The 23,514-nt window shown below is 71.2% G+C and carries 28 protein-coding genes; 10 read left to right on the forward strand and 18 right to left on the reverse strand.

Annotated elements, in window-relative coordinates:
• Nucleotides 1-107: 107 nt before the first annotated feature.
• The 4 genes from HDC37_RS13995 to HDC37_RS14010 form a co-directional block, all read right to left on the reverse strand.
• On the reverse strand, nt 108-1,493 hold the full coding sequence (locus HDC37_RS13995; protein ID WP_179561017.1) for a dihydrolipoamide acetyltransferase family protein: 1,386 nt from the start codon (nt 1,491-1,493) through the stop codon (nt 108-110).
• A gap of 8 nt (nt 1,494-1,501) precedes the next feature.
• Nucleotides 1,502-2,545 carry an alpha-ketoacid dehydrogenase subunit beta gene (locus HDC37_RS14000; RefSeq protein ID WP_179561018.1) on the reverse strand — a complete coding sequence of 348 codons (1,044 nt, stop codon included), beginning with the start codon at nt 2,543-2,545 and terminating at the stop codon, nt 1,502-1,504.
• Nucleotides 2,542-3,618 carry a thiamine pyrophosphate-dependent enzyme gene (locus tag HDC37_RS14005; protein WP_257021546.1) on the reverse strand — a complete coding sequence of 359 codons (1,077 nt, stop codon included), beginning with the start codon at nt 3,616-3,618 and terminating at the stop codon, nt 2,542-2,544. The genes HDC37_RS14000 and HDC37_RS14005 overlap by 4 nt, the downstream gene beginning before the upstream one ends.
• A gap of 103 nt (nt 3,619-3,721) precedes the next feature.
• Nucleotides 3,722-4,849 (reverse strand): histidinol-phosphate transaminase, encoded by a 1,128-nt coding sequence (locus tag HDC37_RS14010; protein WP_308472226.1) that lies wholly within the window; start codon nt 4,847-4,849, stop codon nt 3,722-3,724.
• Nucleotides 4,850-4,972: 123 nt separating this feature from the next.
• On the opposite strand from HDC37_RS14010, the gene HDC37_RS14015 reads away from it, so the two are divergent.
• Complete coding sequence (locus tag HDC37_RS14015) at nt 4,973-5,371, forward strand: phage holin family protein (RefSeq protein WP_179561020.1); 399 nt, start codon at nt 4,973-4,975, stop codon at nt 5,369-5,371.
• Here HDC37_RS14015 and HDC37_RS14020 read toward each other — a convergent pair.
• Both HDC37_RS14020 and HDC37_RS14025 read right to left on the reverse strand, forming a co-directional pair.
• Nucleotides 5,340-6,722 carry a hypothetical protein gene (locus HDC37_RS14020; protein WP_179561021.1) on the reverse strand — a complete coding sequence of 461 codons (1,383 nt, stop codon included), beginning with the start codon at nt 6,720-6,722 and terminating at the stop codon, nt 5,340-5,342. The two genes, HDC37_RS14015 and HDC37_RS14020, sit on opposite strands and share 32 nt — an antisense overlap.
• Nucleotides 6,719-7,009: a hypothetical protein gene (locus tag HDC37_RS14025; protein ID WP_179561022.1), complete on the reverse strand. Its 291-nt coding sequence runs from the start codon at nt 7,007-7,009 to the stop codon at nt 6,719-6,721. The genes HDC37_RS14020 and HDC37_RS14025 overlap by 4 nt, the downstream gene beginning before the upstream one ends.
• A 136-nt stretch (nt 7,010-7,145) precedes the next feature.
• Here HDC37_RS14025 and HDC37_RS14030 point away from each other — a divergent pair, with 136 nt between their 5' ends.
• The 3 genes from HDC37_RS14030 (at nt 7,146) to HDC37_RS14040 (ending at nt 10,003) form a co-directional block, all read left to right on the forward strand.
• Nucleotides 7,146-7,667, forward strand: coding sequence for a low molecular weight protein-tyrosine-phosphatase (locus HDC37_RS14030; protein WP_179561023.1), 522 nt, complete (start codon nt 7,146-7,148; stop codon nt 7,665-7,667).
• Nucleotides 7,668-7,704: 37 nt separating this feature from the next.
• A complete protein-coding gene (gene purB / locus HDC37_RS14035) occupies nt 7,705-9,087 on the forward strand; it encodes an adenylosuccinate lyase (protein WP_179561024.1) in 1,383 nt (460 codons plus the stop codon).
• Nucleotides 9,088-9,262: 175 nt separating this feature from the next.
• Nucleotides 9,263-10,003: a DUF2071 domain-containing protein gene (locus HDC37_RS14040; RefSeq protein ID WP_308472227.1), complete on the forward strand. Its 741-nt coding sequence runs from the start codon at nt 9,263-9,265 to the stop codon at nt 10,001-10,003.
• A 4-nt stretch (nt 10,004-10,007) separates the two neighbouring features.
• Here the strand turns inward: HDC37_RS14040 and HDC37_RS14045 are convergent, their stop codons facing one another.
• From HDC37_RS14045 to HDC37_RS14075, 7 genes are all read right to left on the reverse strand, one after another.
• A complete protein-coding gene (locus HDC37_RS14045) occupies nt 10,008-10,328 on the reverse strand; it encodes an amino acid transporter (RefSeq protein ID WP_179561026.1) in 321 nt (106 codons plus the stop codon).
• The gene (locus tag HDC37_RS14050; protein ID WP_179561027.1) at nt 10,325-11,008 is read right to left on the reverse strand and encodes an acyl-CoA synthetase; all 684 of its coding nucleotides are present in this window, start codon (nt 11,006-11,008) and stop codon (nt 10,325-10,327) included. Before HDC37_RS14050 ends, HDC37_RS14045 begins: the two co-directional genes overlap by 4 nt.
• 101 nt (nt 11,009-11,109) lie before the next feature.
• A complete protein-coding gene (locus tag HDC37_RS14055; protein WP_308472228.1) occupies nt 11,110-12,003 on the reverse strand; it encodes an aminoglycoside phosphotransferase family protein in 894 nt (297 codons plus the stop codon).
• Nucleotides 12,000-12,248, reverse strand: a complete 249-nt coding sequence (locus HDC37_RS14060; protein ID WP_179561028.1) for a hypothetical protein — start codon at nt 12,246-12,248, stop codon at nt 12,000-12,002. The genes HDC37_RS14055 and HDC37_RS14060 overlap by 4 nt, the downstream gene beginning before the upstream one ends.
• A 165-nt stretch (nt 12,249-12,413) precedes the next feature.
• Nucleotides 12,414-13,046 (reverse strand): TetR/AcrR family transcriptional regulator, encoded by a 633-nt coding sequence (locus HDC37_RS14065; RefSeq protein ID WP_179561029.1) that lies wholly within the window; start codon nt 13,044-13,046, stop codon nt 12,414-12,416.
• A gap of 29 nt (nt 13,047-13,075) precedes the next feature.
• Nucleotides 13,076-14,374 carry an ABC transporter permease gene (locus HDC37_RS14070; protein WP_179561030.1) on the reverse strand — a complete coding sequence of 433 codons (1,299 nt, stop codon included), beginning with the start codon at nt 14,372-14,374 and terminating at the stop codon, nt 13,076-13,078.
• Complete coding sequence (locus HDC37_RS14075) at nt 14,371-15,090, reverse strand: ABC transporter ATP-binding protein (protein WP_179561031.1); 720 nt, start codon at nt 15,088-15,090, stop codon at nt 14,371-14,373. Before HDC37_RS14075 ends, HDC37_RS14070 begins: the two co-directional genes overlap by 4 nt.
• Nucleotides 15,091-15,381: 291 nt before the next feature.
• Between HDC37_RS14075 and HDC37_RS14080 the strand changes: the two genes are divergently transcribed.
• Complete coding sequence (locus tag HDC37_RS14080) at nt 15,382-16,230, forward strand: SDR family NAD(P)-dependent oxidoreductase (protein WP_179561032.1); 849 nt, start codon at nt 15,382-15,384, stop codon at nt 16,228-16,230.
• On the opposite strand, the gene HDC37_RS14085 is transcribed toward HDC37_RS14080, so the two are convergent.
• From HDC37_RS14085 to HDC37_RS14095, 3 genes are all read right to left on the reverse strand, one after another.
• The gene (locus tag HDC37_RS14085; protein WP_179561033.1) at nt 16,208-16,912 is read right to left on the reverse strand and encodes a cyclodeaminase/cyclohydrolase family protein; all 705 of its coding nucleotides are present in this window, start codon (nt 16,910-16,912) and stop codon (nt 16,208-16,210) included. The genes HDC37_RS14080 and HDC37_RS14085 overlap by 23 nt on opposite strands.
• A gap of 103 nt (nt 16,913-17,015) precedes the next feature.
• Nucleotides 17,016-17,579, reverse strand: a complete 564-nt coding sequence (locus HDC37_RS14090; protein WP_179561034.1) for a DUF1016 N-terminal domain-containing protein — start codon at nt 17,577-17,579, stop codon at nt 17,016-17,018.
• A 45-nt stretch (nt 17,580-17,624) separates the two neighbouring features.
• Nucleotides 17,625-18,413 carry a DUF4239 domain-containing protein gene (locus HDC37_RS14095; protein ID WP_257021527.1) on the reverse strand — a complete coding sequence of 263 codons (789 nt, stop codon included), beginning with the start codon at nt 18,411-18,413 and terminating at the stop codon, nt 17,625-17,627.
• A gap of 165 nt (nt 18,414-18,578) precedes the next feature.
• On the opposite strand from HDC37_RS14095, the gene HDC37_RS14100 reads away from it, so the two are divergent.
• The 5 genes from HDC37_RS14100 to HDC37_RS14120 all read left to right on the forward strand — a co-directional run bounded on the left by HDC37_RS14100 (nt 18,579) and on the right by HDC37_RS14120 (nt 22,097).
• Nucleotides 18,579-19,001: a YciI family protein gene (locus HDC37_RS14100; protein ID WP_179561036.1), complete on the forward strand. Its 423-nt coding sequence runs from the start codon at nt 18,579-18,581 to the stop codon at nt 18,999-19,001.
• The gene (locus HDC37_RS14105; protein WP_179561037.1) at nt 18,998-20,233 is read left to right on the forward strand and encodes an RNA polymerase sigma factor; all 1,236 of its coding nucleotides are present in this window, start codon (nt 18,998-19,000) and stop codon (nt 20,231-20,233) included. The genes HDC37_RS14100 and HDC37_RS14105 overlap by 4 nt, the downstream gene beginning before the upstream one ends.
• A 207-nt stretch (nt 20,234-20,440) precedes the next feature.
• The gene (locus tag HDC37_RS14110) at nt 20,441-21,034 is read left to right on the forward strand and encodes a sulfite oxidase-like oxidoreductase (RefSeq protein ID WP_179561038.1); all 594 of its coding nucleotides are present in this window, start codon (nt 20,441-20,443) and stop codon (nt 21,032-21,034) included.
• Nucleotides 21,031-21,750 (forward strand): ferredoxin reductase, encoded by a 720-nt coding sequence (locus tag HDC37_RS14115; RefSeq protein WP_308472229.1) that lies wholly within the window; start codon nt 21,031-21,033, stop codon nt 21,748-21,750. Before HDC37_RS14110 ends, HDC37_RS14115 begins: the two co-directional genes overlap by 4 nt.
• Nucleotides 21,747-22,097 carry a DUF6510 family protein gene (locus HDC37_RS14120; RefSeq protein ID WP_218869838.1) on the forward strand — a complete coding sequence of 117 codons (351 nt, stop codon included), beginning with the start codon at nt 21,747-21,749 and terminating at the stop codon, nt 22,095-22,097. Before HDC37_RS14115 ends, HDC37_RS14120 begins: the two co-directional genes overlap by 4 nt.
• Here HDC37_RS14120 and HDC37_RS14125 read toward each other — a convergent pair.
• Both HDC37_RS14125 and HDC37_RS14130 read right to left on the reverse strand, forming a co-directional pair.
• Nucleotides 22,033-22,683, reverse strand: a complete 651-nt coding sequence (locus HDC37_RS14125; RefSeq protein ID WP_179561040.1) for a hypothetical protein — start codon at nt 22,681-22,683, stop codon at nt 22,033-22,035. The two genes, HDC37_RS14120 and HDC37_RS14125, sit on opposite strands and share 65 nt — an antisense overlap.
• Nucleotides 22,683-23,510, reverse strand: coding sequence for an endonuclease/exonuclease/phosphatase family protein (locus HDC37_RS14130; RefSeq protein WP_179561041.1), 828 nt, complete (start codon nt 23,508-23,510; stop codon nt 22,683-22,685). The genes HDC37_RS14125 and HDC37_RS14130 overlap by 1 nt, the downstream gene beginning before the upstream one ends.
• Nucleotides 23,511-23,514: the final 4 nt, after the last annotated feature.

Here is a 23,514-nt window from a genome sequence, read left to right on the forward strand (position 1 = left end):
ACGGAGGATCTCCTCGTGAGTGCGGAAGTGAGCGGGACGAAGCGCGACACGCGCGACACGGCGCGGGCGCCGACCCCCGGCGCGCGCGGCGCGCGCGGCGCGGCGGCTCAGTCCAGCAGCAGCGCGGGCTCCTCGAGGATCGAGGCGACGTCGGCGATGAAGCGCGACATCCCGTCGCCGTCGATCACGCGGTGGTCGAACGACCCGGCCACCGTGGTCACCCAGCGCGGTCGCACCTCGCCGTCGACCACCCACGGCTTCTGGCGGATCGTTCCGAGCGCCACGATGCCGGCCTCACCACCGTTGATGATCGGCGTGCCGGCATCCATTCCGAATACCCCGATGTTGGTGATCGTGATGGTGCCGCCCTGCTGGTCGGCAGGGGTGGTCTTCCCGTCGCGGGCGGTGAGGGTCAGCCGCTCGAGCGCGCGAGCGAGGTCGCGCATCGAGAGGTCCTGCGCGTCCTTGATGTTCGGCACGAGGAGTCCGCGCGGCGTCGCCGCGGCGATGCCGAGATTGACGTAGTGGTGCACGCGGATCTGCGCGCCGTCCTCGCCGTCGATCCACGAGGCGTTGACCATCGGCGTCCGCCGCACCGCCCAGACCACCGCGCGGGCCATGATGAGCAGCGGCGAGACCTTGGTGTCGGCGAAGTCGGGCGAGGCCTTCAGCCGCTTGACGAGCTCCATCGTCCGGGTCGCATCGACGTCGGACCACACCGACACGTGCGGGGCCGAGTAGGCGGTGCGCACCATGCTGTTGGCCACGGCCTTGCGGACGCCGCGGACCGGGATGGACTCCTCGCGTCCGTCGTCCGCCGCCTGATCGGGGGCGGGCGCGGACGATCCGGATGCCGCCGGCGCGGCCGGCTCGGAAGCGCGCGTCCCCGCGGCGCCGACCGGGATGGTCTCCTCGCGGACATCCCCCCATTCCGGCGTCTGGATGTTGCGGAAGACGCTCGCCTGCGAGGCATGGCGCATGACGTCGTCGCGCGTGACCTCGCCCGCTGCCCCGCTCGGGGTCACCGCGGCGAGATCGACACCGAGATCGCGGGCCAGTTTGCGGATCGGAGGCTTCGCAACGACCCCCACCGACTGGGTGACCGGACGCTCGGCCGGCTTCCGCCGCCGCGACTGCACGGCACCCGCCGACCCGTATCCGACGAGCACCGAGCCCGACTCCTCCGGCTCGCGCGGAGCGCCGTGCTCGCTCTGCCCGACGGTGACGGGCGTGGCGGGCGGCGCTCCCGCACCCGCGGGTTCGATCGTGATGATCGGCGCGCCGACGTTGACCGTCGCCCCCTCGACGGCCAGGAGTTCCCCCACGCGCCCCGCGAACGGCGACGGCAGCTCGACGAGCGACTTGGCGGTCTCGATCTCGACGATCACGTCGTTCACAGCCACGGCATCGCCCGGAGCGACCCGCCACGTCACGATCTCGGCCTCGGTCAGGCCCTCGCCGACGTCGGGGAGGAGGAACGTCTGGGTGCTCATGGGACTCCTCAGTAGGCGAGGGCGCGGTCGACGGCCTCGAGGATGCGGTCGGCGTCGGGAAGGTAGGTGCCCTCGAGCTTGGCCGGGGGGAAGGGGGTGTCGAAGCCCGACACCCGGAGGACCGGCGACTCCAGCGCGAAGAACGCCTTCTCCATGACGGTGGCGGCGACCTCGCTCCCGAGCGAGGTGAAACCGGGGGCTTCCTGCGCGTAGACCATCCGCCCGGTGCGGCGCACGGAGTCGAGCACCGGCCCGTAATCGACGGGCGAGAGCGACCGGAGGTCGATGACCTCGCAGCTGGTGCCCTCCGACTCGGCGAGCGCGGCGGCCTGCAGCAGCGTGTGCACCATCGCGCCGTGGCCGACGAGCGTGACGTCGGTGCCCCGCCGGACGAGCCGCGAGGCGTGGAGCGGCAGCGCGGGCGCACGGGTGTCGACCTCGCCCTTCTGCCAGTACCGGCTCTTCGGCTCGAGGAAGACCACCGGGTCGTCCGAGGCGATCGCCTCCTGCATCATCCAGTAGGCGTCGTTCGGCGTCGAGGGGCTCACCACCCGCAATCCCGGGGTGTGGGTGAAGTAGGCCTCGGGGCTCTCCTGGTGGTGCTCGACCGCGCCGATGTGCCCGCCGTAGGGGATGCGGATGACGATGGGCATCCGCACCGCGCCCTCGTGGCGGTTGGTGATCTTCGCCAGCTGCGAGGTGATCTGGTCGAAGGCGGGGAAGACGAATCCGTCGAACTGGATCTCGAGAACGGGGCGGAAACCCGCCATCGCGAGCCCGATCGCGGTGCCGACGATGCCCGACTCCGCCAGCGGCGTGTCGATCACCCGGCGGTCGCCGAACTCGGCCTGCAGCCCCTCGGTCACCCGGAAGACGCCCCCCAGTCGGCCGATGTCCTCGCCCATCAGCAGCACGCGGTCGCTGCCGGCGAGCGCTGCGCGAAGGCCGAGGTTGAGAGCCTTCGACAGGGGGAGGGAGCGGATGACGCCGGCGTCGGCCGGGTCGCCGGCACCCTCGGACGCAGGGGTCGAGATCGGCTGGGCGGTGGTCATGACGTCCCCTCCTCGAACGACGCCTCGTAGTCGGCGAGCCAGCGCTGCTGCTCCGTCACGAGGGGGTGCGGCTCGGAGTACACGTGATCGAACATGAGGTCGGTCGGGATGCCGCCGAGAGCGTTCGTGCGCACGCGCGTGTCGTCGGCGAGGGCTCTGGCCGACGCGTCGACGTCGGCGAAGAACGCATCGGAGGCGCCGCGCGCACGCAGGTAGGTCGCCATGCGGGCGATCGGGTCGCGTCGCGCCCACGACTGCTCCTCGTCGGAGGTGCGGTACTTCGTCGGGTCGTCGCTGGTCGTGTGGGCGCCCATCCGGTAGGTGATCGCCTCGATCGCGCGGGGGCCCTGACCGGTGCGCGCCTCGTCGAGCACGACGCGGGTCACGGCGTAGCTGGCGAGCACGTCGTTGCCGTCGATCGGGGTCGCGGGGATGCCGTACCCGTCGCCGCGGCGGTACAGCGGCGAGCGCGACTGCGTGGCGACCGGCACCGAGATCGCCCACTGGTTGTTCTGCAGGAAGAACACCTCGGGGGTCTGGTAGCTGGCGGCGAACACCATCGCCTCGTGCACGTCGCCCTGACTGGACGCGCCGTCGCCGTAGTAGACGATGACCGCCTCATCGCGCTCGACATCGCCCGTGCCGCTGCGACCGTCGAAGGCGAGACCCATCGCGAGCCCGGTGGCGTGCAGGGTCTGCGCGCCGAGCACGAGGGTGTAGATGTGCGTGTTGCCGTTGCGAGGATCGGTCGGATCCCAGCCGCCGTGCGTGAGTCCGCGCATCAACCGGATGATGTCGACGGGGTCGACGCCGCGGATGCGGGCCACCACGTGCTCGCGGTACGACGGGAAGACGTGGTCCTGCACGCGCGCGGCGCGGGCCGAGCCGACCTGAGCGGCTTCCTGGCCGAAGCTCGGCGGCCAGAGGGCCAGCTGGCCCTGACGCTGCAGGTTCGTCGCCTGCACGTCGAAGGCGCGGATCTCGGCCATGTCGCGATACAGGCCCTCGAGCTCGGCGTCGCTCAACGCCTCGATGACGGCGAGGTAGGGCTCGGCCGCGGGCGTCGGTGACAGGGAGCCGTCGGCGTCGAGGAGGCGGACGAATCGGGCGTCGGGGCCGGAGCTCCCCGACGCGGCGGGTTCAGACGAGGCGGGGCCTGCGTGCAGAGTCACCGTTCTACGCTAGCCGCCGGCCCGGGTGGGCTTCTGGGAGGTCTTCCACAACGGACGCGGCTATTCGTAGGACTTCGTCGACAGACTCCTCCTCGCCGACCGAGATGCGGATGCCGTCACCGGCGAACGGGCGCACGATGAGACCGGCGGCGGTGAAGGTCTCGGCGATCGCGAGGGTGTTCTCGTGCGCGGGGAGCCAGACGAAGTTCCCCTGCGCCTGGGGGACGGCCCAGCCGGCCTCCCGGAGGGCCTCGGCGAGCCGGTCGCGCCGGGCGGCGATGTGACGGACGCGCTCGAGGAGCTCCTCCTCGGCGTCGAGGCTCGCGAGGGCCGCGGCCTCGGCGTGCGCGGTGACCGACAGCGGGATCGCCGTGGTGCGCGCGGCGTCGAGGATGCGCGGGTGCCCGATGGCGTACCCGACCCGGAGGGCGGCGAGCCCGAAGGCCTTCGAGAAGGTGCGGAGCACCACGACGTTCGGGAGCTCGGCGCCGCCGCGCGTGCGGTTGCCGAGCACGGTGAGCCCGTCGACGGCGCCGGGGGCGGTGACGAACTCGGCATAGGCCTCGTCGAGGATCACCAGGATGTCGGAGGGCACGCGCCGGATGAAGGCGTCGAACTCGTCCTGACCGACCACGGGCCCGGTGGGGTTGTTCGGGCTGCAGACGATGATCGCGCGGGTGCGATCGGTGATCGCGTCGGCCATGGCTTCGAGGTCGTGGCGGGCGCCGGCGGTCAGCGGCACCTGCACGGGGGTGGCGCCGGCGAGCACGGCCAGCCACGGGTAGGCCTCGAACGAGCGCCAGGCGTAGATGACCTCGTCGCCGGGACCGGAGGTGGCGAGGACGAGCTGGGCGAGGATCGAGACGCTGCCCGCCCCCACGTGCACCTCGTCGAGGGTCACGCCGAACCGTGCAGCGAGGCGCTCGCGCAGTCGCGTGGCCGTGGCATCCGGATACCGGTTGAAGGCGCTGGCCGCCTGCACCGCCTGGAGCACCCCCGGCAGCGGATCGAACGGATTCTCGTTGCTCGAGAGCTTGAAGGCGTCAGGCCCTGCCTGCGTGCCCTGCTTGTACGGCGGCAGGGAGGCGATGCCGGGGCGCACGCGAACCGGGATGTCTGCAGCGTCGCTCACAGCTCCGAGTCTACGGCGGGACGGGTCCCAGGCCACGGGGGTGCGGGAAGCGACCGGCGGATGGCCTCGCGGCACGCGCGTCAGGGTCTCGCGGCCGCTCATGCGGCGTGGCACACTCGCCGCATGGGCTTCCTCATCCGCGTGGTCGTGAACGCATTCGCGATCTGGGTCGTCACCCTCATTCCCGCTCTGCAGGTGTTCGTCATCCCGTTCGCGCCCGGGGAGACACTTCAGCTGGTCCTCACGCTGCTGCTCGTGGCGGCGATCTTCGCGATCGTGAACACCGTCATCGGCACGGTCATCAAGGTGCTGGCCTTCCCGCTGTACATCCTCACCCTCGGCCTCATCGGGCTGCTGATCAACGCGTTCCTGCTGTGGCTGACCGCCTGGTTCACCCAGTGGTGGAGCTTCGGGTTGCGTGTCGAGGAGTTCTGGTGGGGCGGCATCATCGCCGCGCTCATCATCTCGGTGATCAACTGGATCGCCGGCATCATCCTGCGTCCGCGCCGTCGCGAGGACTGAGCCGCCCGTCCGGCGGTGGCGCCGAGCGCGCCGCGGCGTACTCGGTGACCGCGACCGCTTCCGCCTGGCCGAGCCGTGCGAACACCTCGTGCACGGTGGTGACCCGCGGATCGCCGGAGGCGTCGACCATCGCCGCGCTCTCGGTATAGCTGCGCATCGAATGCGCCGGCACCGTCGCATCCCCCACGCCCGACTCGGCGTGCGCCTCGCGCTCGGCGGTGAAGCTGCCCGGCGCCCCGACCGCGATCTCGTGTCCGCCCCCCGCGAGCATCGCGACCGGGTCGTCGGAGTGCCGGATGGCGACGGCGAGCGTCTCCGCTCCCACATCGGCCTCGACCGGCGACCCGAACGACACCATCGTGGCCATGTCGTACGGCCCCTCGAGCGCCAAGTGCGCCGCGATCATCGCCCCCTGGGAGTGGCCGAAGGCATGGACGGTATCGCCGGGCTCGGCCCCCGCGGCCTCGAGAGCCGCGAGGGTCGCCTCGTACGACGCCGAACGGTTGCCGGTGTACAGCTCGGCGTTGGACTGCACATCCCAGGGATCTTCGCCGCCGACACCGATCGACTGCGTGCCGGCGATGTACACCGCGAACTGCTCGGTGCCGTCGGGCATCGTGTACTTCTCCACCCGGACCCGCGCGTCGCCCGCTCCCGGCATCCGCGCTGCCGCCGACGCCAGGTCGGGAGGTGCCGTGGTGATCCGCGGCGGCGGCGCTGTCGACCGGAGTGCGACCGCTGACGGGTCACCGCTCAGGCGCGCGTCGCGCGCAAGACGTCCCCACCCGCCGACGCCGAAGACCACGGCGGTGCCGAGCGTCGCACCGCCGAGCGCGACGCCGCCGACCGCGGCGCCGACTTCGCTGAAGATGCCGCCGAGATCGCTGCCGGTCTCGGTCGCCTGACGCACGAGGTAGCTCGGCCACATCACCGCCCGGTCGAACCGGGCGATGAACGCCTCACCGTCGGCCCCTGGGAAAAGGCGCAGCAGCTCGGCGCGCCGGAGCTCGACGGCAGCGATCCCCGCACCGTCACCGCGCGCCGACAGCGCGGCATGCTCGGCGTCCAGCTCGACCAGCTCGTACACGGCGGCGGCGTGGCGGAGATCACCGGCGATCTGCACCGCCTGCACGATCGCCGCGTCGAGGTCGTGCGCGAAGACCGCCGCCGCCCCGGCCGCCCCCCACCCGAATCGCCGTTCGTCGGCGAGCTCGGCCCGAGCCGCGCCGAAGCGGCGCTGCAGCACGTCGAGGTCGTCGACCATCCGGTCGAAGCGCCCCGCTGCCTCGCGGAGCGATTCGGTGTCGACCGAGACCGCCCCACCGCCGCGGATCTCCAGGCCGTCGCTCACCAGCATCCCTCCGCCATCAGCGCCGCCCGGTCACCGGCGCACTGCGCCTCGAAGATGACCGTCTCGAGCTGGCAGGTGAGGCCCGAGACATCCCCCGCCCAGAAGGCGGCCTTGTCGTGGAAGGCCTCGGCGGCGCGGGCGCGCCAGCCGGTGGCGTGATCGAGGGAGCGGGCGGTGATGGCCGCGTCGGCGAGCGCGAAGGCGACGGAACGGAGCTCGCGGACGACGGCGGCGAACGCGACCGCGCTCGCTTCAGCACCGGGAGAGCAGGCGGCGGTGGAGAGCATGGGACGATGATCGGGGTCCGGCCGTCCTCCGCGGAGACGGGTGCGGCGATCTGTGAGGGGATGTCGCCGAACCCCGGGCTGTGCAGGAACGGTCGACGCCCTTGCACGCTGCGCCTCCACCTCCAGAATGGAACCCATGACCGCGAGCGCCTCGCCTTCTGCGCCGTTCCGCGTCGTGTTCGTGTGCACCGGCAACATCTGCCGCTCGCCCATGGCCGACGTGGTGTTCCGCGCTGTCGCCGACCAGGCCGGGCTCGCCTCACGCGTCGTCTCCGCGAGCGCGGGCACGGGCGACTGGCACGTGGGTGAACGTGCCGACGAGCGAACGCTGGCGGCACTGGAGCGCCGCGGCTACGACGGCTCACGCCACCGGGCGCGCCAGTTCACCCAGACCGACTTCGACCGCAGCGACCTGATCGTCGCCTTGGACCGCAGCCACGAACGGATCCTCCGCGGCTGGGCACCCACCGACACCGATGCCGACAAGATCGCGCTGCTGCGCTCCTTCGACGCGCGGGCCGACGGCGTGGACGTCCCCGACCCCTACTATGCGGGGCCGGCGATGTTCGATCAGGTGCTCGCTATGATCGAGAACGCGAGCCGGGCGCTCTTCCGGCAACTGGAACCCGCCATCCGTCCCGCGACCACGTCTCCGTGACGTGCTGACGCGGGGCCCGCGTCGTCACGGGAGCATCGTGCCCTCTCTTCCCCCTCAGCCGCTCAGCCCGCTCGACGGGCGCTACCGGGCCGCGGTCGCCCCGCTGGCCGACTACCTCTCCGAGGCGGGGCTGAATCGTGCCCGCGTCGAGGTCGAGGTCGAGTGGCTGATCGCTCTGACCGACTCCTCCCTCTTCGGCACAGGGCCGCTCTCGCCCGCGGACAAGGACCGCCTGCGCGTGCTCTATCTCGACTTCGGTCAGACCGAGATCGACTTTCTGGCCGAGAAGGAGGCGGTCACCCGCCACGACGTCAAGGCCGTCGAGTACCTCGTGCGCGATCGGCTGTCCTCCCTCGGGCTCGACCGCCTCGCGGAGCTCACGCACTTCGCCTGCACGAGCGAGGACATCAACTCCACCGCATACGCCCTGACCGTCAAGCGCGCGGTGCACGACATCTGGCTGCCGAAGCTGCGCGATGTGATCGCCGCCCTCTGGCGGTTGGCCGACGAGCATCGGGATGCCGCGATGCTGGCCCGCACGCACGGGCAGCCGGCGACGCCCACGACCATGGGGAAGGAGCTGGCGGTGTTCGCCGGGCGTCTGGAACGGGTGGCCCGTGGCATCCAGGGGTCGGAGTATCTCGCGAAATTCTCGGGAGCCACCGGCACCTGGTCGGCGCACCTCGCCGCCGACCCGCAGGTGAACTGGCCCACGATCACTCGGGAGTTCGTCGAGGGACTGGGGCTGGAGGTCAACCCCCTCACCACCCAGATCGAATCGCACGACTGGCAGGTGGAGCTGTACGACCGGGCGCGTCACGCCGGCGGCATCCTGCACAACCTCGCGACGGACATCTGGACCTACATCTCGCTCGGCTACTTCGCGCAGATCCCCGTCGCCGGCGCGACCGGGTCGTCGACGATGCCGCACAAGATCAACCCGATCCGGTTCGAGAACGCCGAGGCGAATCTCGAGATCGCGGGGGGCCTGTTCGCCACGCTCGCCTCGACGCTCGTCACCTCGCGCCTCCAGCGCGACCTCACCGATTCCACGACGCAGCGCAACATCGGCGTCGCCTTCGGTCACTCGCTGCTGGCCCTGGACAACCTCCTGCGCGGCCTCGGCGAGATCTCCCTGCGCCGCGACGTGCTCCTCGCCGACCTCGACGCGAACTGGGAAGTCCTTGCCGAGGCGATTCAGACGGTGGTGCGCGCCGAGATCGTCGCGGGGCGCTCGCGGATCACCGACCCCTACGCGCTGCTGAAGGACCTCACCCGCGGGCGCCGCGTCGGCGGGTCGGAGCTGGCGGAGTTCGTGCGCGGGCTCGACATCGGCGACGAGGCGAAGGGGCGCCTGCTCGCGCTCACCCCCGCCGGGTACGTGGGTCTCGCCGCCGACCTGGTGCCGCCCACGCGCTGACCCCGCGCGCTCCCTCTTCCTTCGCCGAGAAACCGGATCCTCGCCGAAACCCCACGCTGCGGTGGTCGGTCTCGGCGCGATCGTGGTTTCTCGGCGGGTCAGGGTGGACCGCGGCTCCGGGGGCGAGGGCCGGGGCGGCGGAGCCGGGATGCCGCGGGGGCGCGAGAATCAGAAGGTGACCCTCGAGCGCGACGCCCCGCCGCTGGAGCGGCGCGCCGCGATCTCGCAGCGCTGGAGCGACGCGGTGTTCGTGCACTGGCGGGTCGAGCCCCGCGCGGTCGCGCCGCTCCTCCCCCGCGGCGTCGAGCCCGACGTCTTCGACGGATCGGCATGGGTCGGGCTCGTGCCCTTCGTGCTGAGCGAGTTCCGGTTCCTGCCGCTTCCTCCGGTGCCGTTCGTCGGAACGTTCCGCGAGATCAACGTCCGCACCTACGGCATTGACGCCGCCGGGCGACGCGGCGTCGTCTTCCGCACCCTCGAGGCCGAGCACCTGGCGCCGGTGCTGGCGGCGCGGGCGATCTTCGGCCTGCCCTACCGCTGGGCGCGCATCGGGATGCGCGACACCGGCCCGCTCATCGAGTACCGGTCACGGCGCCGCCGCGCCGACGGCCGCGCCACCGGGCCCGGCACCCGCATCGCCGTCGAACGCGACACCGAGCCGGTCGACACCGCGCTGTCGCGCTTCCTCACCGCGCGGTGGGGATTCCACGAGACGCACCTCGGGCAGACGATCTGGGCGGCCAACGAGCACGCGCCGTGGCCGCTCGTCGGCGCACGCCTGCGGGCGCTCGACGACGACCTGGTGTCAGACGCCGGGCTCCCGGGCCTGGCAGGTCGCACGGCGGATTCGGTGCTCGCGACGCCGGCGCAGCATCCGGGGTTTCACACCCGCTTCAGCCGCGCCGTTCGCATCTGAGCTGCTACGGGGCGGCCGAGCCGCCGGGGGCGTCCGGCGCGTCGGCGGGGTCGTCGTAGAGCACCGGGCGATCCATCGGCTTCTGCACGGTGGCCGGGTCGACGGCCAGGAGCAGCAGCGAGACGATCAGGAGGGTGGCGATGAACGTCACGCCTGCGACGATCCCGGCGACCACGAGAGCGCGCGAGGCCTGGTCGCCGCCGCCCTGCTGGAAGAACCCCATCGACATGAGGGTCACGAAGCCCGCGAAGAGCGCCGCTCCGAAGGCGAGTCCCAGCAGCTGCACGGGCTTGAGCAGATCGCGTCGGGTGAGCTTGTCGGTCATCGGGAGTCCTCCGGGGATGACACCGCGGCGGCGTCATCGATGGGTTCGGCGACCTGCGGGACCGCCTCGGGGCGCGGCGAGAAGCCGGCGATCGCCAGCCAGACCGCGACGATGGCGGCGTAGCCGCCCAGGATGCCGACGCCGATCGTCGTGCCGGTCAGGGTGAAGGTGCCCGCCTCGTCGATGGTGTATTCCAGTGCGTACGACACCGGCACCGCGACCAGGGCGACGCTCAGCACGAGCGTGATGAGGCCCACGGCGAGACCGTCGCGCGCCTCACGGGCGGCGACGGCGAGTTCGGGGGCGCCGCGCGAGAGACGCACCTCGCGCCAGGACGAGATGGCCTCGGTGAGCCCGGTCGCCAGCGCCCAGGTGGCGACGATGACGACGAAGGTGACCTCCGACCGCCACGCCGGGATGCCGCCGGCCATGCCGGCGACGATGCTGAGGATGCCCATGACGATCGCCTGCCACCGCGCCCCGGCGGGGTAGACCAGCCAGGCGGCGAGGAGGAAGACGAGGCCCGTGGCGATCGCGAACCCGCTGAAGACCGACAGCCCGATCGACGCCGAGTGGTCGGGCGAGAACGTGATCATCACCGCGACGATCGCTGCGAAGAGGGCGCGCGCGAGCTGCAGATCGCGCGCGCGGAAAGCGCGGGGTGTGGCGGCAGCAGGCATGGCGGCGTTTCAGACGGGGATCGGGGCCTTTCCAGTGTAGGCCGTGGGCGTCCAGCGGATTCCGGCGATGCTTCGCCGACGAGAGAAGCGGATGCCGCGGCTCACGCCTCTGCGAAGAGGCGGTCCAGCACGCGGCGGGCCAACAGGCGCTGATCGGCGGGGATGTGGGTGATCATGATGAGCGCCTTCCACAGTGCCCACCCCCGGCCGCGCACCCAGGTTCCCTCGTCGACGGCCAGCTCTCGACGGAAGGTGCGCGCTGCGGGGCCGTCGAAGAAGGTCCACGCGATGACGGTGTCGCAGGCGGGATCGCCGACGGCGGAGCATCCGAAATCCACCACCGCGCTCAGGCGCCCATCGCGTGCCAGCAGGTTGTTGATCGACACGTCCCCGTGCACCCAGACCGGCGGCCCGTCGAAGGATGCGGCCAGCGCGTCGCGCCACATCCCCTCGGCGAGATCGCGCTCCCGCCCCGAGACCCGGTCGATGATCGCCGCCGTCTCGTCGTCGTAGTGCGCCAACGGGCCGCCGCGGTATCCGCTGTGCAGGCCCGGGGGCGGGCCACCGTCGGCGTCCACCGCGCGGAGGGCGACGAGGAACGCGGCGAGGTCTGCGGCGAACCGCGCTGAGTCGTCGATCGCGACCACGCCCGCCGGGTCGCCCTCGATCCAGCCGTACACCGACCACGGGCCCGGGAAGGTGCGGGAGGGGCGGCCCGCCCCACGCACCTCGGGAATCGGAAGCGGCAGCGACGGCGCAAGGTGCGGCAGCCAGCGCTGCTCTTTGGCGACCTGCGGCACGTAGCCGGGCGCCGAGGGCAGGCGGACCGACAGCGTCTCGCCGAGGCGGAACATGCGGTGGTCGTTACCGCCGTGGGGCACCGAGCGCACGGGGAGGTGAGCCCACGCGGGGAACTGCTCGGCGATCAGCGCCCGGACGAGGTGCTCGTCGATCCGGGATGCATCGATGTCGGGGGTCGGGCGGTGCGTGTTCACTGCTGCGGGCAGAACATGCGCGGCCGAGGGCCGGTGCGGTCGAACGTGTGCTGCGACATGGGCGCACCGCAGAGGGGGCACGGTCGCTCGGTGCGCTCGGGCTCGGGCTCGGTGTCGTACGGCCCGACCGCAGCCGGTCCGGCCTTGCGGATCAGCACGGCGTTCATCCAGTTGAACCAGCCGCCCTCCTCGCGGATCCGCTCCCGGACGGGCTTTCGCGGCGGACGGGGCTCGGGGTGGGACATGTCCTTCACCCTACGCGGGTGGGTCCTCGACGCTCCCACGGAGATCTGCGCACGCACGGTCGCTTCGCCGTCAACGGACCGAGCGAGGGCCGATCACCGCGCGAGCGCGGCGCGCGGGGGCAGGGCGGTGGCGAGCGGCGCCTGGCGGCGGCGCAGCGGCGCGGGTCAGCCGAGCTTCGGCAGCACGCTGCCCAGAAGGCGCTCGATTCCGGCGGGATCGATGTCGGGGATGCGACCGGCGGCGGCCTCAGCCGCCCAGCTGCGGCCGATGAAGCGCATCAGCCCCGCGACGAGCGAGACGATGAGCCCCGCCTGGCGCTCGCGCTCGGCGGCGTCGTCCTCCGGGTACTGGTTCTTCAGCCGCAGCACGATGATCTCGCGCACCTCCGCCTCCACGGCCTCGATCCGCTCCAGCTGGCGGGTGATCAGCAGCGGGTTACTCCCGATCGCACGGATCCGCCGTGCCAGCTGCTGGGGGTCGGCGTCGAGCCCGCCAGGGTCGACCCGGATGAGCTGCGCCGCCCCCGCGAGGAGCGGCCCCGTCGACACGATGAACTCGCGCGCCGCGCGCTCGTCGACCGTCGGCGGCTCCACGCCGAGCAGAGCGGCATCCTTCGTCTTGAAATGGTTGAAGAACGTGCGCTGACTGACCCCCGCGAGCGCGCAGATCATGTCGACCGTGACCGCCTCGTAGCCGTGCTCGAGAACGAGGTCGGTCGCCGCGCGCTCGATGGCACGCGTCTTCTCGATCGCGTCCTTCCGCCGGGGGGCGGGGCGGGCGGGAGGGATGGTCGACATGATCTGCGGCTCCCTGGTGGTCGACGTCGTCACTCGTACCGTAGCGACTCGATGGGGTCTTGCCGGGCGGCTCGGCGGGCGGGGAGCACGCCGGAGAGGAACGCGATGAGCATGATGATGACGATCACGCCGATGACGTTGCCGGGGGTGAACAGCAGGATCTGCAGGCCGGGGAGGGCGGACAGGACGGTGTCGGCGAGGGCGACGGAGAGCACCGATCCGAGGCCGATCGCGACGAGGGCGCCGATGACCGATCCGAGGAGTCCGATGAAGACCGCTTCGAGGCTGAACAGGGTGAACACCCGGCCGTTGGACATGCCCATCGCTTTCATGAGGCCGATCTCGCGGGTGCGTTCCTGCACGCTCATCAGGAGGGTGTTGACGATGCCGAAGGATGCCGCCAGCAGCGCGACGACCGCGAAGGCGTTGAGCACCCCGATGATCCCGTTGATGATCGTCTGAACGATGCCCAGCTGATCCTCGATGGTCTGACCGGCGAGGTCGGCGTCGGCGAGGTCGTCCTTCACCCGCTGGATCTCCGCCGCGGTGGGCGTCTCGCCCTCGGCGTGCTCGAGCTGGGCGACGGCGAGAGGCCACGCCTCGGGCTGTCCCTCGATCGCCTGCGCGTCTGCGACCGCGGTGGTGAGGGCGGAGTTGGCGCCGGCGCCTGCGGCGAACAGGCTCTCCCGGGCGACACCGACCACGGTGGCCTCGACCTGCCGGTCCTGCTGGGCGGCGTCGGTGTATCCGAGGGTCACCGTCTCGCCGATCGCCGCTTCGGCGTCGTCGAACCCGAGCGCGTCGACGAACTCCTCGGGGAGGACGATCTCGTTGGCGGATGTCTCCTGATCCAGCTGCCCGCCGGCGACCAGGTCGCTGCGGCCGATCGACGAGGTCGGGTTGATGTCGAGGTCGTACCGGGTGCCGGACGAGTTGTCCGACGCGGCGATCCAGTCCACCGTGATCTGGTTGATCGGTTCGACGCTGCGGACGCCGTCGATCTGCTCGATCGTGTCGATGTCGTCGGCGTTGAGCAGGGTCCCCGACGTGAGCGGGTTCCCGGCCCCACCCTGCTGGCGTCCGTCGGGGTCGTACTCGGTGGGGCCGTCGTCGGTGTCGACGCTCGCGGCGGGGCTGACGAGCAGGATGTCGCCGCTGCTGAGGGTGGCGACCTGGCGTTCGACGTAGTCGTTGATCCCGGCGCCGAGGGCGGTGGTGAGGGTCAGTGTGAAGGCGCCGACGAAGAGGCTCAGGACGGTGAGGGTGGTGCGCAGTTTGCTGCGGAAGGCGTTCGTGGACGCCATCCGCACGAGGTCGGTCGTCTTCATGCCGCCACCCCCGTCCGGGAGACGATCTGCCCGTCGGCGATCGTCACGGCGCTGTCGCAGCGTGCGGCGAGGTCGGGATCGTGGGTGACGACGACGAGGGTGATGCCGCGGTCGCGTTGCAGTCCGAACAGGATGTCCTCGACCTGCGCTCCGGTGGCGGTGTCGAGGTTGCCGGTGGGTTCGTCGGCGAAGATCACCGAGGGGTCGTTCACCAGGGCCCGGGCGATCACCACCCGCTGCTTCTGACCCCCCGACAGGTCGTTCGCCCGGTTCTTCGCTTTGTCGGCCAACCCCAGCGCGTCCAACGACGCCATCGTGCGCTCGCGCCGCTCGGCCGCGGGCATCCCGGCGATCACCAGCGGCAGGCTGACGTTCTCGAACACCGTCTGCCCGGCGGTGAGGAAGAACTGCTGGAACACGAACCCGAACGTCTTGTTGCGCAGCGGATTCAGCTCGCCCGCCCGCAACCGCGACGCCGGCCGACCATCGACCTCGACATCACCGGTCGTCGGCTTGTCCAGCAGCGCCAGCAGATGCATCAGGGTCGACTTCCCCGACCCCGACTTCCCCACGATCGCCACCGACCGCCCGCGATCCACGCTCAGATCGACACCGCGCAACGCGGTGAACGCCGACTCCCCCTTCCCATACGTCCGGGTGAGCCCCCGGGCGCGCAGCACGGGCACGGCCGCAGCCGCGCCATCCGATGACAGCATGATGTTCCTTTCGACGTATCTTGCAGTAACTGTACATTAGTGCGCAGTCGCTGAAAGAATCTCGAGAGAATCCGATGCATCGCCTCCGGGGAAGGACGGTGAGCATCGTTCTCGCCACCCGGTTGATGGATGTCGGCGAGGGGGGGCCTGTGAGATTCCCGACCTGGCACGCGGCCATGACGTCTCCTCACCGTGGGGGTGCGCGATGATGGCACGCAGACCATGCGATGGATGAGGCTCGGACGGCCGCTGGAGTCTCTGTGTGGCCACCACCTGCCGAGAAAGGACGCGATGAAGCGAACCAACGAAGACGATCCGGTGCGCGGCGCGGTCGTGCTCATCACCGGCGGCGCGCGAGGGATGGGTGAGCTGTACGCCCGGCGAGCGGTCGCCGCAGGTGCACGCGCCGTGGCGCTCTGGGACATCGACGCAGAACGCGCGAACGCGCTGGCCGCCGACCTCGGCCGCTCGGGCGTCGACGTGCGCGCCTACGTCGTCGATGTGTCGCAGCCGGGGTCGATCCGCGAGGGGGTCGCGCGTGTCCGCGACGAGGTCGGGGCACCCGACATCCTCATCAACAACGCCGGCATCGTGCGCGGGGCGCCGTTCTGGGAGCACGATCCGGTCACGGACATCGAGGCGACCCTGCGGGTCAACACCCTCGCGGCCATGTGGCTCACCCGCGAGGTGCTCCCTCACATGATCGCCGACACGTCACACCCCAAGCGGATCCTCAACATCGCCTCCGCGGCGGGCACCCTCGCCAACCCGCGGATGAGCGTCTACGCCGCATCGAAGTGGGCGATGATCGGCTGGAGCGAGTCGGTGCGGCTGGAGCTGTCGGCGGCCGGCCATCGCCACATCGCCGTGACGACCTTCTGTCCGAGTTACGTCTCGACCGGCATGTTCGCCGGCGCCCGCGGCCCGCTCCTGACACCGGTCATGACGCCGGTGCAGGCGACGGCGGCCGCATGGCGCGGGATGCTCCGGGGAACGCCGATGGTGCTGCGCCCGTGGACGGTCAAGCTCGCGATGGCACTGCGCGGGCTGCTTCCGACGCGCGCGTGGGATGCCGTCGCGGGCCGCGTCTTCCGCGTCTACTCGTCGATGGACGCCTTCACCGGGCGGACGGGCGACTGAGGTCACCCTCTCCGTCTTCGCCTTCGCCAGCCGCTTCCGTCGGGGCGGCGCGGGGATCGAGCGCCGCTTCAAGGGCGTCGAGGCGGGCCAGGTCGGAGGTGAAACGCTCGACCGCCGACCACAGCTGCGGGTGTTCTCCGCGCACGTCGTCGTGCGTCCTCCCCGTCGAGGTCAGTGACGCCAGATCGAAGCTGACGTTCGTCCGCGCGCCGGCGATCGCGGCTCGCAGCGCTCCGCACGCGACGGCGATGTCCGACACGAGGGCGGGGTTGCCATGCTCGGCGAGCCACTCGAGGTCGGCGATGCCCTCGCCGGCTCGCTCACCGACCACCGCAGAGGTGCGAGCCGCCGCGACCGACGCGCGTTCGACCGCGGCGTCGCGCTCGCGACCGGGTGGCAGCCTGAAGGCCGCACCGAAGCCGTCCGACGCCTCGGCGTCGTCGTCCGCCAACTGCAGCGCGACCCGGGCGCGCATGCGCGCGCGCTCACGGAGGGCACCGAGACCGTCCCTCTGTTCGTCGGACGGTTCGGTGTAGCCCGCGACCATCGACGTGAGGCTCGCCGCGATCGCGAGCATCACGCCGGCAGCCGCGCCTCCACCGGGGGACCCGGTCGCCTCGCCCAGGGCGGAAAGCCATGCGCCGACGCTCGCGTCGCGTGCCGTGCGAATTTCAGAGTCCATGAGCCCCAGTCTGGTGACGCTCCCGCTTCCGTCGAAGGGGGTGGCGGATCTGCCCGCGCAATGCAACGCCCGTGCGGGCACCAGCGCTTCGTCCTCCGCGATCTCAGGGGATTCCCGCACGGTCGATCCCGACCGCGAGGAACCCGATCGTGTCGGGATCGGCGTTCAGCTGCTCGGCGAGCGCGGAGTCGGCGCGGCGGAGGGCGGCGGCAAAGTTCTGCGGGGCCTCGGTGTCGTGCTCGTGGCGGCGGGCCGCGATGTGGTGCACGAGCTCGGCGCGGTTCCAGGTGTGCTGCACGGCCTTGCCCGCGTACCACTCTCGCAGCCCCTGGTCGCTCAGGCGGGCGAGCAGCTCGACGACATGCCCCCACGGCAGCTGTCCGATCGGCTGCTGGACGATGCCGCCGCGCGCGGGCCAGGAGGCGGCGAAGTCGCGCATGCGGCGCAGGTCCTCCACCGTGAAGCTCGTCATGGTCGGGTAAGCATCGCGGAGTCCGGTCGCGAGCGTCTTGAGCGCGGCATCCTCGTCTGTTCCCTGCTCTTTCCGCTCGAGGATCGCCGCCCCGACCTGCCAGTACAGCGCGATCACCTCGGCGTTGGCACGACGCTGCAGGGTGTGGCGCGCCGAGCGGACTCGATCGATCAGCGCCGGGGCATCCTCGCTCATCACGTCAGCATGTCGCAGAATCAGCCGGTCGCGACAGAGCGGCGCTCAATCCGCGCGATCGAAGAGCCACTCCTGCACCTCCTCGAAGTACTCCGTACCCACCGCGACCGGACCCATGTAGGGGTGGTCGAAGCTCGCGATCGTGAAGATGACGATCGCGACATAGGAGGCGAGCACTCCTGCCATGACCAGGTGAGTCCGCAACCGTCCCATCTGGATCATCCCGATCAGCACCGCCGTGATCGCCGCGCCCGAGTACAGGACGAACCAGAGGATGCCGGGCAGCTCGAGCCCGATCACGCCGATGCGGGCGCTGCGGGCCGACATCAGATCGTTGAACGCCCAGATCGCCGCCGACTGGACGTTCGCCTCGCCCTCGCCCTCGGGCTCGAAGGAGAAGAGCACCTCTTCGATGGCGGCGACCTCGGCCACCGACTGCGAGGGGATCTCACCGGCTCGCTGCGCCGCCCAGTCCACGTTCCTCACGTGGTCGACGTAAGCGACGATCAGTTCCTGGAGCTCCTCCTGCTCCGGCTCGGGAAGGCCGGCGGTGTCGCGGTACAGCACGGCGACGGCCGACGCCTCGTCCATCACGATCTCCTCGACGCTGCGGTAGTTCTCGTACGAGGCGGCCGCGATGAGCGCGAGCGTCACGCCGTAGAGCACGCCGAAGGTCGCCATGACGTAGGCGAGGATCCGGTCCCACTCGCGCATCTGCTTCTTCTCGCCCGGCACCCAGCGGCGCAGCGCGACGACGATCAGCAGCGACGCGGCGACGAACAGGAGGACGAAACCCGGCAGCGCGACCCCGACCGGCAGCTGGTAGAGCCACATGACTGGCATTGTGCCCGGCGACGGCTTGGTTCGAAGGCAAGCGGATGCCGCGGCTCGCCGCGTCGCGGCATCCGGAATCTTTTTCTGCGGCGATGTCGATTTCGTCCGCGCCGGTTCGACGCGATAGTGGGAGGGCCTTCCTCCCCGAACGAAACGGAGAATCTGATGCCCAAGTACATGCTCATCATGCGCAACAGCGGGTCGGTCGAGAATTACGAAGACATGGACTTCGAGGCGATCATCAACGCGATGGGCGCCTACAACGAGTCGATGATGAAGGCCGGAGTGCTGCTGGGCGGCGACGGTCTGACCGACGCCGCTCAGGGTGCGGTCGTGGAGTTCACCGGCGAAGCGCCGATCGTCACCGACGGGCCCTACGGAGAGGTGCACGAACTGTTCAACGGCTTCTGGACGATCCAGGTCGGATCGCAGGAGGAGGCGGTCGAGTGGGCGAAGAAGGCTCCGCTCGGCCCCGGCAACAAGATCGAGGTGCGCCGGATGACCGACGAGTCCGACTTCGCGGACTACGCCGACAACGAATACGTGCAGAAGGAGAAGGACTGGCGCAGGGAGCTCGGCACCGAATGAGCACCGACCCGCGCCGCGTGCTGGACGCCGTGTGGCGCATGGAGGGCGCGCGCATCGTCGGGGCGGTGGCGCGCGCCACGGGGGACGTCGTCCTCGCCGAGGATGTCGCGCAGGAGGCGATCGTCGAGGCCCTCGGATCGTGGCGCGAGCACGGGGTGCCGGGCAACCCGGGCGCGTGGCTCACCGCGGTGGCCAAGCGCCGAGCGGTGGACGCATGGCGCCGTCGCTCGGCGCTCGACGACCGCCACCGCGCGATGGCGCACGACCTTTCCGAGGCGCGCGAGGACGTCTGGGAGCCGATCGACGACGATGTGCTGCGTCTGGTGTTCACCGCCTGTCACCCGACGCTGTCGCGGGAGTCGCAGGTCGCCCTGACTCTGCGGGTCGTCGGAGGGCTCACGACGGTCGAGATCGCGAGGATGCTGCTGGTGCCGGTTCCCACGGTGCAGGCGCGCATCACGCGGGCGAAGAAGACCCTGCAGGCGGCCAAGGTGCCGTTCGAGACACCTGATCCCGGTGAGTGGCCGGGGCGACTGCAGACAGTCCTGAGCGTGGTCTACCTCGTCTTCACCGAGGGATACGCGGCGACCAGCGGCGACCGATGGGTGCGCGCCGACCTGGCCGAGGAGGCCCTGCGGCTCGGTCGCATGCTCGCCGGGCTGATGCCGCGGGAGGCCGACGCGTGGGCGCTGCTGGCGTTGATGGAGCTGCAGGCATCACGGTTCGGGGCGCGGACGGATGCCGCGGGCGACCCCGTGCTGCTCGCGGATCAGGACCGGAGGCGGTGGGACCGGTCGCAGATCGGCCGCGGTCGCGCCGCCCTCGAGCGGGCCGACGCGCTGGGGCACGGGCGGGGCGCGTACGCACTGCAGGCGGCGATCGCCGAGCAGCACGCGATCGCCGCCGAGTTCGGCGACACCGACTGGGAGAAGATCGTCGTGCTGTACGAGGCGCTGGGGCGCCTCGCCCCGAGCCCGGTCGTCGACCTCAATCGCGCCGTCGCGGTGTCGATGGTCGACGGGCCCGGGACGGCGCTGACGATGGTCGACCGGATCGCCGCACAGGGCGCGCTGCGCGGGTCGCACCTCATCCCGAGTGTGCGCGGCGAGCTGCTCGCTCGGCTCGGCCGCGCCGAGGAGGCCCGCGCCGAGCTTCTGGCCGCGGCGGCTCTGACGGGTAACGAGCGCGAGGCCGGTGTGCTGCGCGCGAAGGCGGCCGCGATCGGTGGCTGACCCGCGGTGTCCGTGACTCCTGCAATACCGAGGTCATAGGCGCGGAAACCCTTTGCTGCGCGCTCCCCGGTCGATTCTGCAGGAGTTCGGGACACGCCCCGTCGGGGAGTTCGACGCGGAGGCGGTTGAGCGGCCGAGGCCCTGGCCCTAGGCTCGCGGCAGAGCGTCACACCCGGTTCGGCACCACCCTCGCGAAAGCAGGTTCCGATGGCCTCCTTCACCCGCGGTTTCGGCTCGCGTCGGCGTGACGCCGACCCGGACCTTCCGCCCGGCCAGTACCTCACGACCGACTTCCCGGTCCTCTCGGCCGGCCCGACGCCTCGCATTCCGCTGTCGGAGTGGTCGTTCTCGATCCGCACCGAGACCGGCGAGGCCGCGCGGTGGAGCTGGGACGAGTTCACCGCCCTCCCGTCGGAGGAGGTGTCGACCGACATCCACTGCGTCACCCGCTGGTCGAAGCTCGGCACCTCGTGGCGGGGCGTGGCGCTCGACACCCTCTTCGACGACGTCGAGACGAGCCTCGACTACGTCATGGCGCACTCGTACGGCGGCTACACCACGAACGTGCCCCTCGACGATCTGCTGGGCGGCAAGGCCTGGGTCGCCTACGAATTCGACGGCGAGCCGCTCGATCCCGAGCACGGGGGCCCTGCCCGCCTCCTCGTGCCGCACCTGTACTTCTGGAAGAGCGCCAAATGGGTGCGGGGTCTCGTGATGCAGCAGCACGACGATCCCGGGTTCTGGGAGCAGAACGGCTACCACCTGCGCGGCGACCCCTGGCTGGAAGAACGGTACTGGTGAGGACCACCGGGTGGCTGCCCGCACGTATCGCGGCGGTCCGGCCGACCACCAGCCACGCCCGCGTCCTCACCCTCGACGTGCCCGGCTGGCCCGGCAACGATCCCGGCCAGCACCTCGACATCCGCCTCACCGCGGAAGACGGCTACCAGGCGGAGCGGTCGTACTCGATCGCCTCGTCGGGTGCGGGGGAACGCGTGGAGCTCGCTGTGGACACCGTCCCCGACGGGGAGGTGTCGCCCTACCTCGTCGAGGTCGCCGAGGTCGGCGACATGCTCGAGGTGAAGGGCCCGCTCGGTGCATACTTCGTGTGGCATGAATCCGACCACGACCCGGTGCAGCTCATCGCGGGAGGGTCGGGGATCGTGCCCCTCCTCGCGATGGCGCGCGCGCACGACCGGGCGGGAAGCCCTGCGCCCTTCCGTCTGCTCTACTCGGTGCGCACCCCCGACGACGCGCTGTACCGCGACGAGATCCTCGACCTCGCCGACCGCTCCCTCGACCTCACGTGGGCGTACACCCGCACCGCCCCCGAGGGGTGGGTCGAACCCGTCGGACGCCTGACCCCGGATCGGGTGGCGGCGGCGACGTGGCCGCCCACGCGGCATCCGCTCACCTTCATCTGCGGACCCACGCGGTTCGTCGAAGCCGCCGCCGACGCGATGGTCGCCGCCGGCCACGATCCGGCGCGCGTGCGCACCGAACGATTCGGAGGATGACGATGTCCGATGACCCCGCTGACCTCACTCGCGCCATCCACCCCGGCCGGGACGACCCCCACACGGCGCACATCGTCGACGGCAATGCCGTCGTGGGCGTCCTTCAGGATCTCCTCGCCGGCGACCTCAGCATGCTGATCGTGGAATGCGGCGGCTGTCACACCGCGGCGCCGCTGGCCGAATGGCGGGTGGAGGCCGACCGCGACGCGTTCATCGTGCGATGCCGATCGTGCACGCACACCCTGTGGACTCTCATGCGCGGCGATGGCGGCCCCTCCCTGCTCATCGCCGGGAGCTGCGGCCTTCGGCGTGCGCCGGAGGGCGGAGAGCCGTCTCCGGCCGGGTGACCCGGGCACCCGCGAGCAGCAGTCCCGCCGCGACACCGCCCACACCGTCCGCAGCGAGATCGCCGATGGTGTCGTTGTACGACACGATGATCTCGGCGGTGACGAAGGTGCGTCCGGCCCACTCGACCATCTCCCACAGCGCCCCGAGGGCAAGGGCCAGCATCCCGCCGAGGACCGCTCCGGAGAACCCAGGATGCCGCGACCGCCCGGGCCACGGCAGCACGCCGAGGTGCGCGAAGGCCAGCAGCCCCATGAGCGTGAGCGCGCCCGACACGACCGCGTGCACGAGGAGATCCCAGCCGGGGATCGACTCGTAGAGCCCGAAGATGTTGCTCCACGCCGCGGTGAGGATCGAGAGCTCGACCGCGATGTCCCACCCCGGACGCAGGGCGAGGAAGCGGGGGACCATGAGGGCGGGGAGCGAGAACGCGACCACTCCCGCGTCGAGGAGCGTGAACCAGACGGCCGCGACGACGACGCTGATCACACCGAGAAGCCGCACAGCGTCGGCGACGATGTCGAGGGCCGTCGCGGGTGGCCGGAGGAAGTTCTGCACGAACGGGTTCCGCCTCACCGCCGAGGTCATCATCGCTCTCCCTCCGGAATGCGCAGCACGGCCTGGACCGGCAGGTGGTCCGAGGGCCGGCGCCCCGCCGGGGCCGACGGGTTGATCGCGATGCGCTCCACCTCGATGTCGCCGGTCACGACGATCCAGTCGATGCGCTTGCGACCCGCACACGGCTCGCGGTAGTTGGGGAACGTCCCCCATTCGGGTGTGGCACGATCGGCGGCGGCGGCCCACGCGTCGCGGAGAACCGCATCCCGCAGCAGCTCCCGGATCGGGAGTGATCCCTCGCCGGTGTTGAGGTCGCCCATGACCACGCTCGGCCGCGCCTCCTCACCGACGACCCGGCGGAGGGCCTCGGCCGAGCGACGTCGCGCCTGTCGGGAGAGGTGGTCGAAGTGGGTGTTGACGACGACGAACACCGCGGAGGTCGCGCGGTCACGCAGCCGTGCGATGACCGCGATGCGGGGCACCCTGTTGCCCCACGAGCTCGACCCGGGCTCGTCAGGGCTGTCGGAGAGAGCGATCTGCCGCCAGTCCTCGAGCTCGAGCCGGTCGGCGTCGAAGAAGAGCAGACAGGCCTCTCCCCCGCCATCCCGCCGCCGTCCGTGCCCGAGCGCCACATATCGCGCGCCGAGCGCGGTGTGGACGTCGCGCGCCTGGTCGGGGAGGGCCTCCTGCACACCCAGGATGTGGGGGCGCTCCGTTTCCAGCAGCGCGGCCACCGCCCCGCGCCGGTAGCTCCATCGATCCACGCGCCGCAGCGCGGGTGTGAGCCGGCGGCGGATGTTGAAGGTCATGACGTGCAGCCCGGGCGGCGCCACGGGTCCGATCAGGGCGGTCGACATCCCC

Origin of the sequence: Microbacterium sp. AK009, from assembly GCF_013410955.1 — a bacterium.
In the GTDB taxonomy this organism is placed as follows: Bacteria; Actinomycetota; Actinomycetes; order Actinomycetales; family Microbacteriaceae; genus Microbacterium.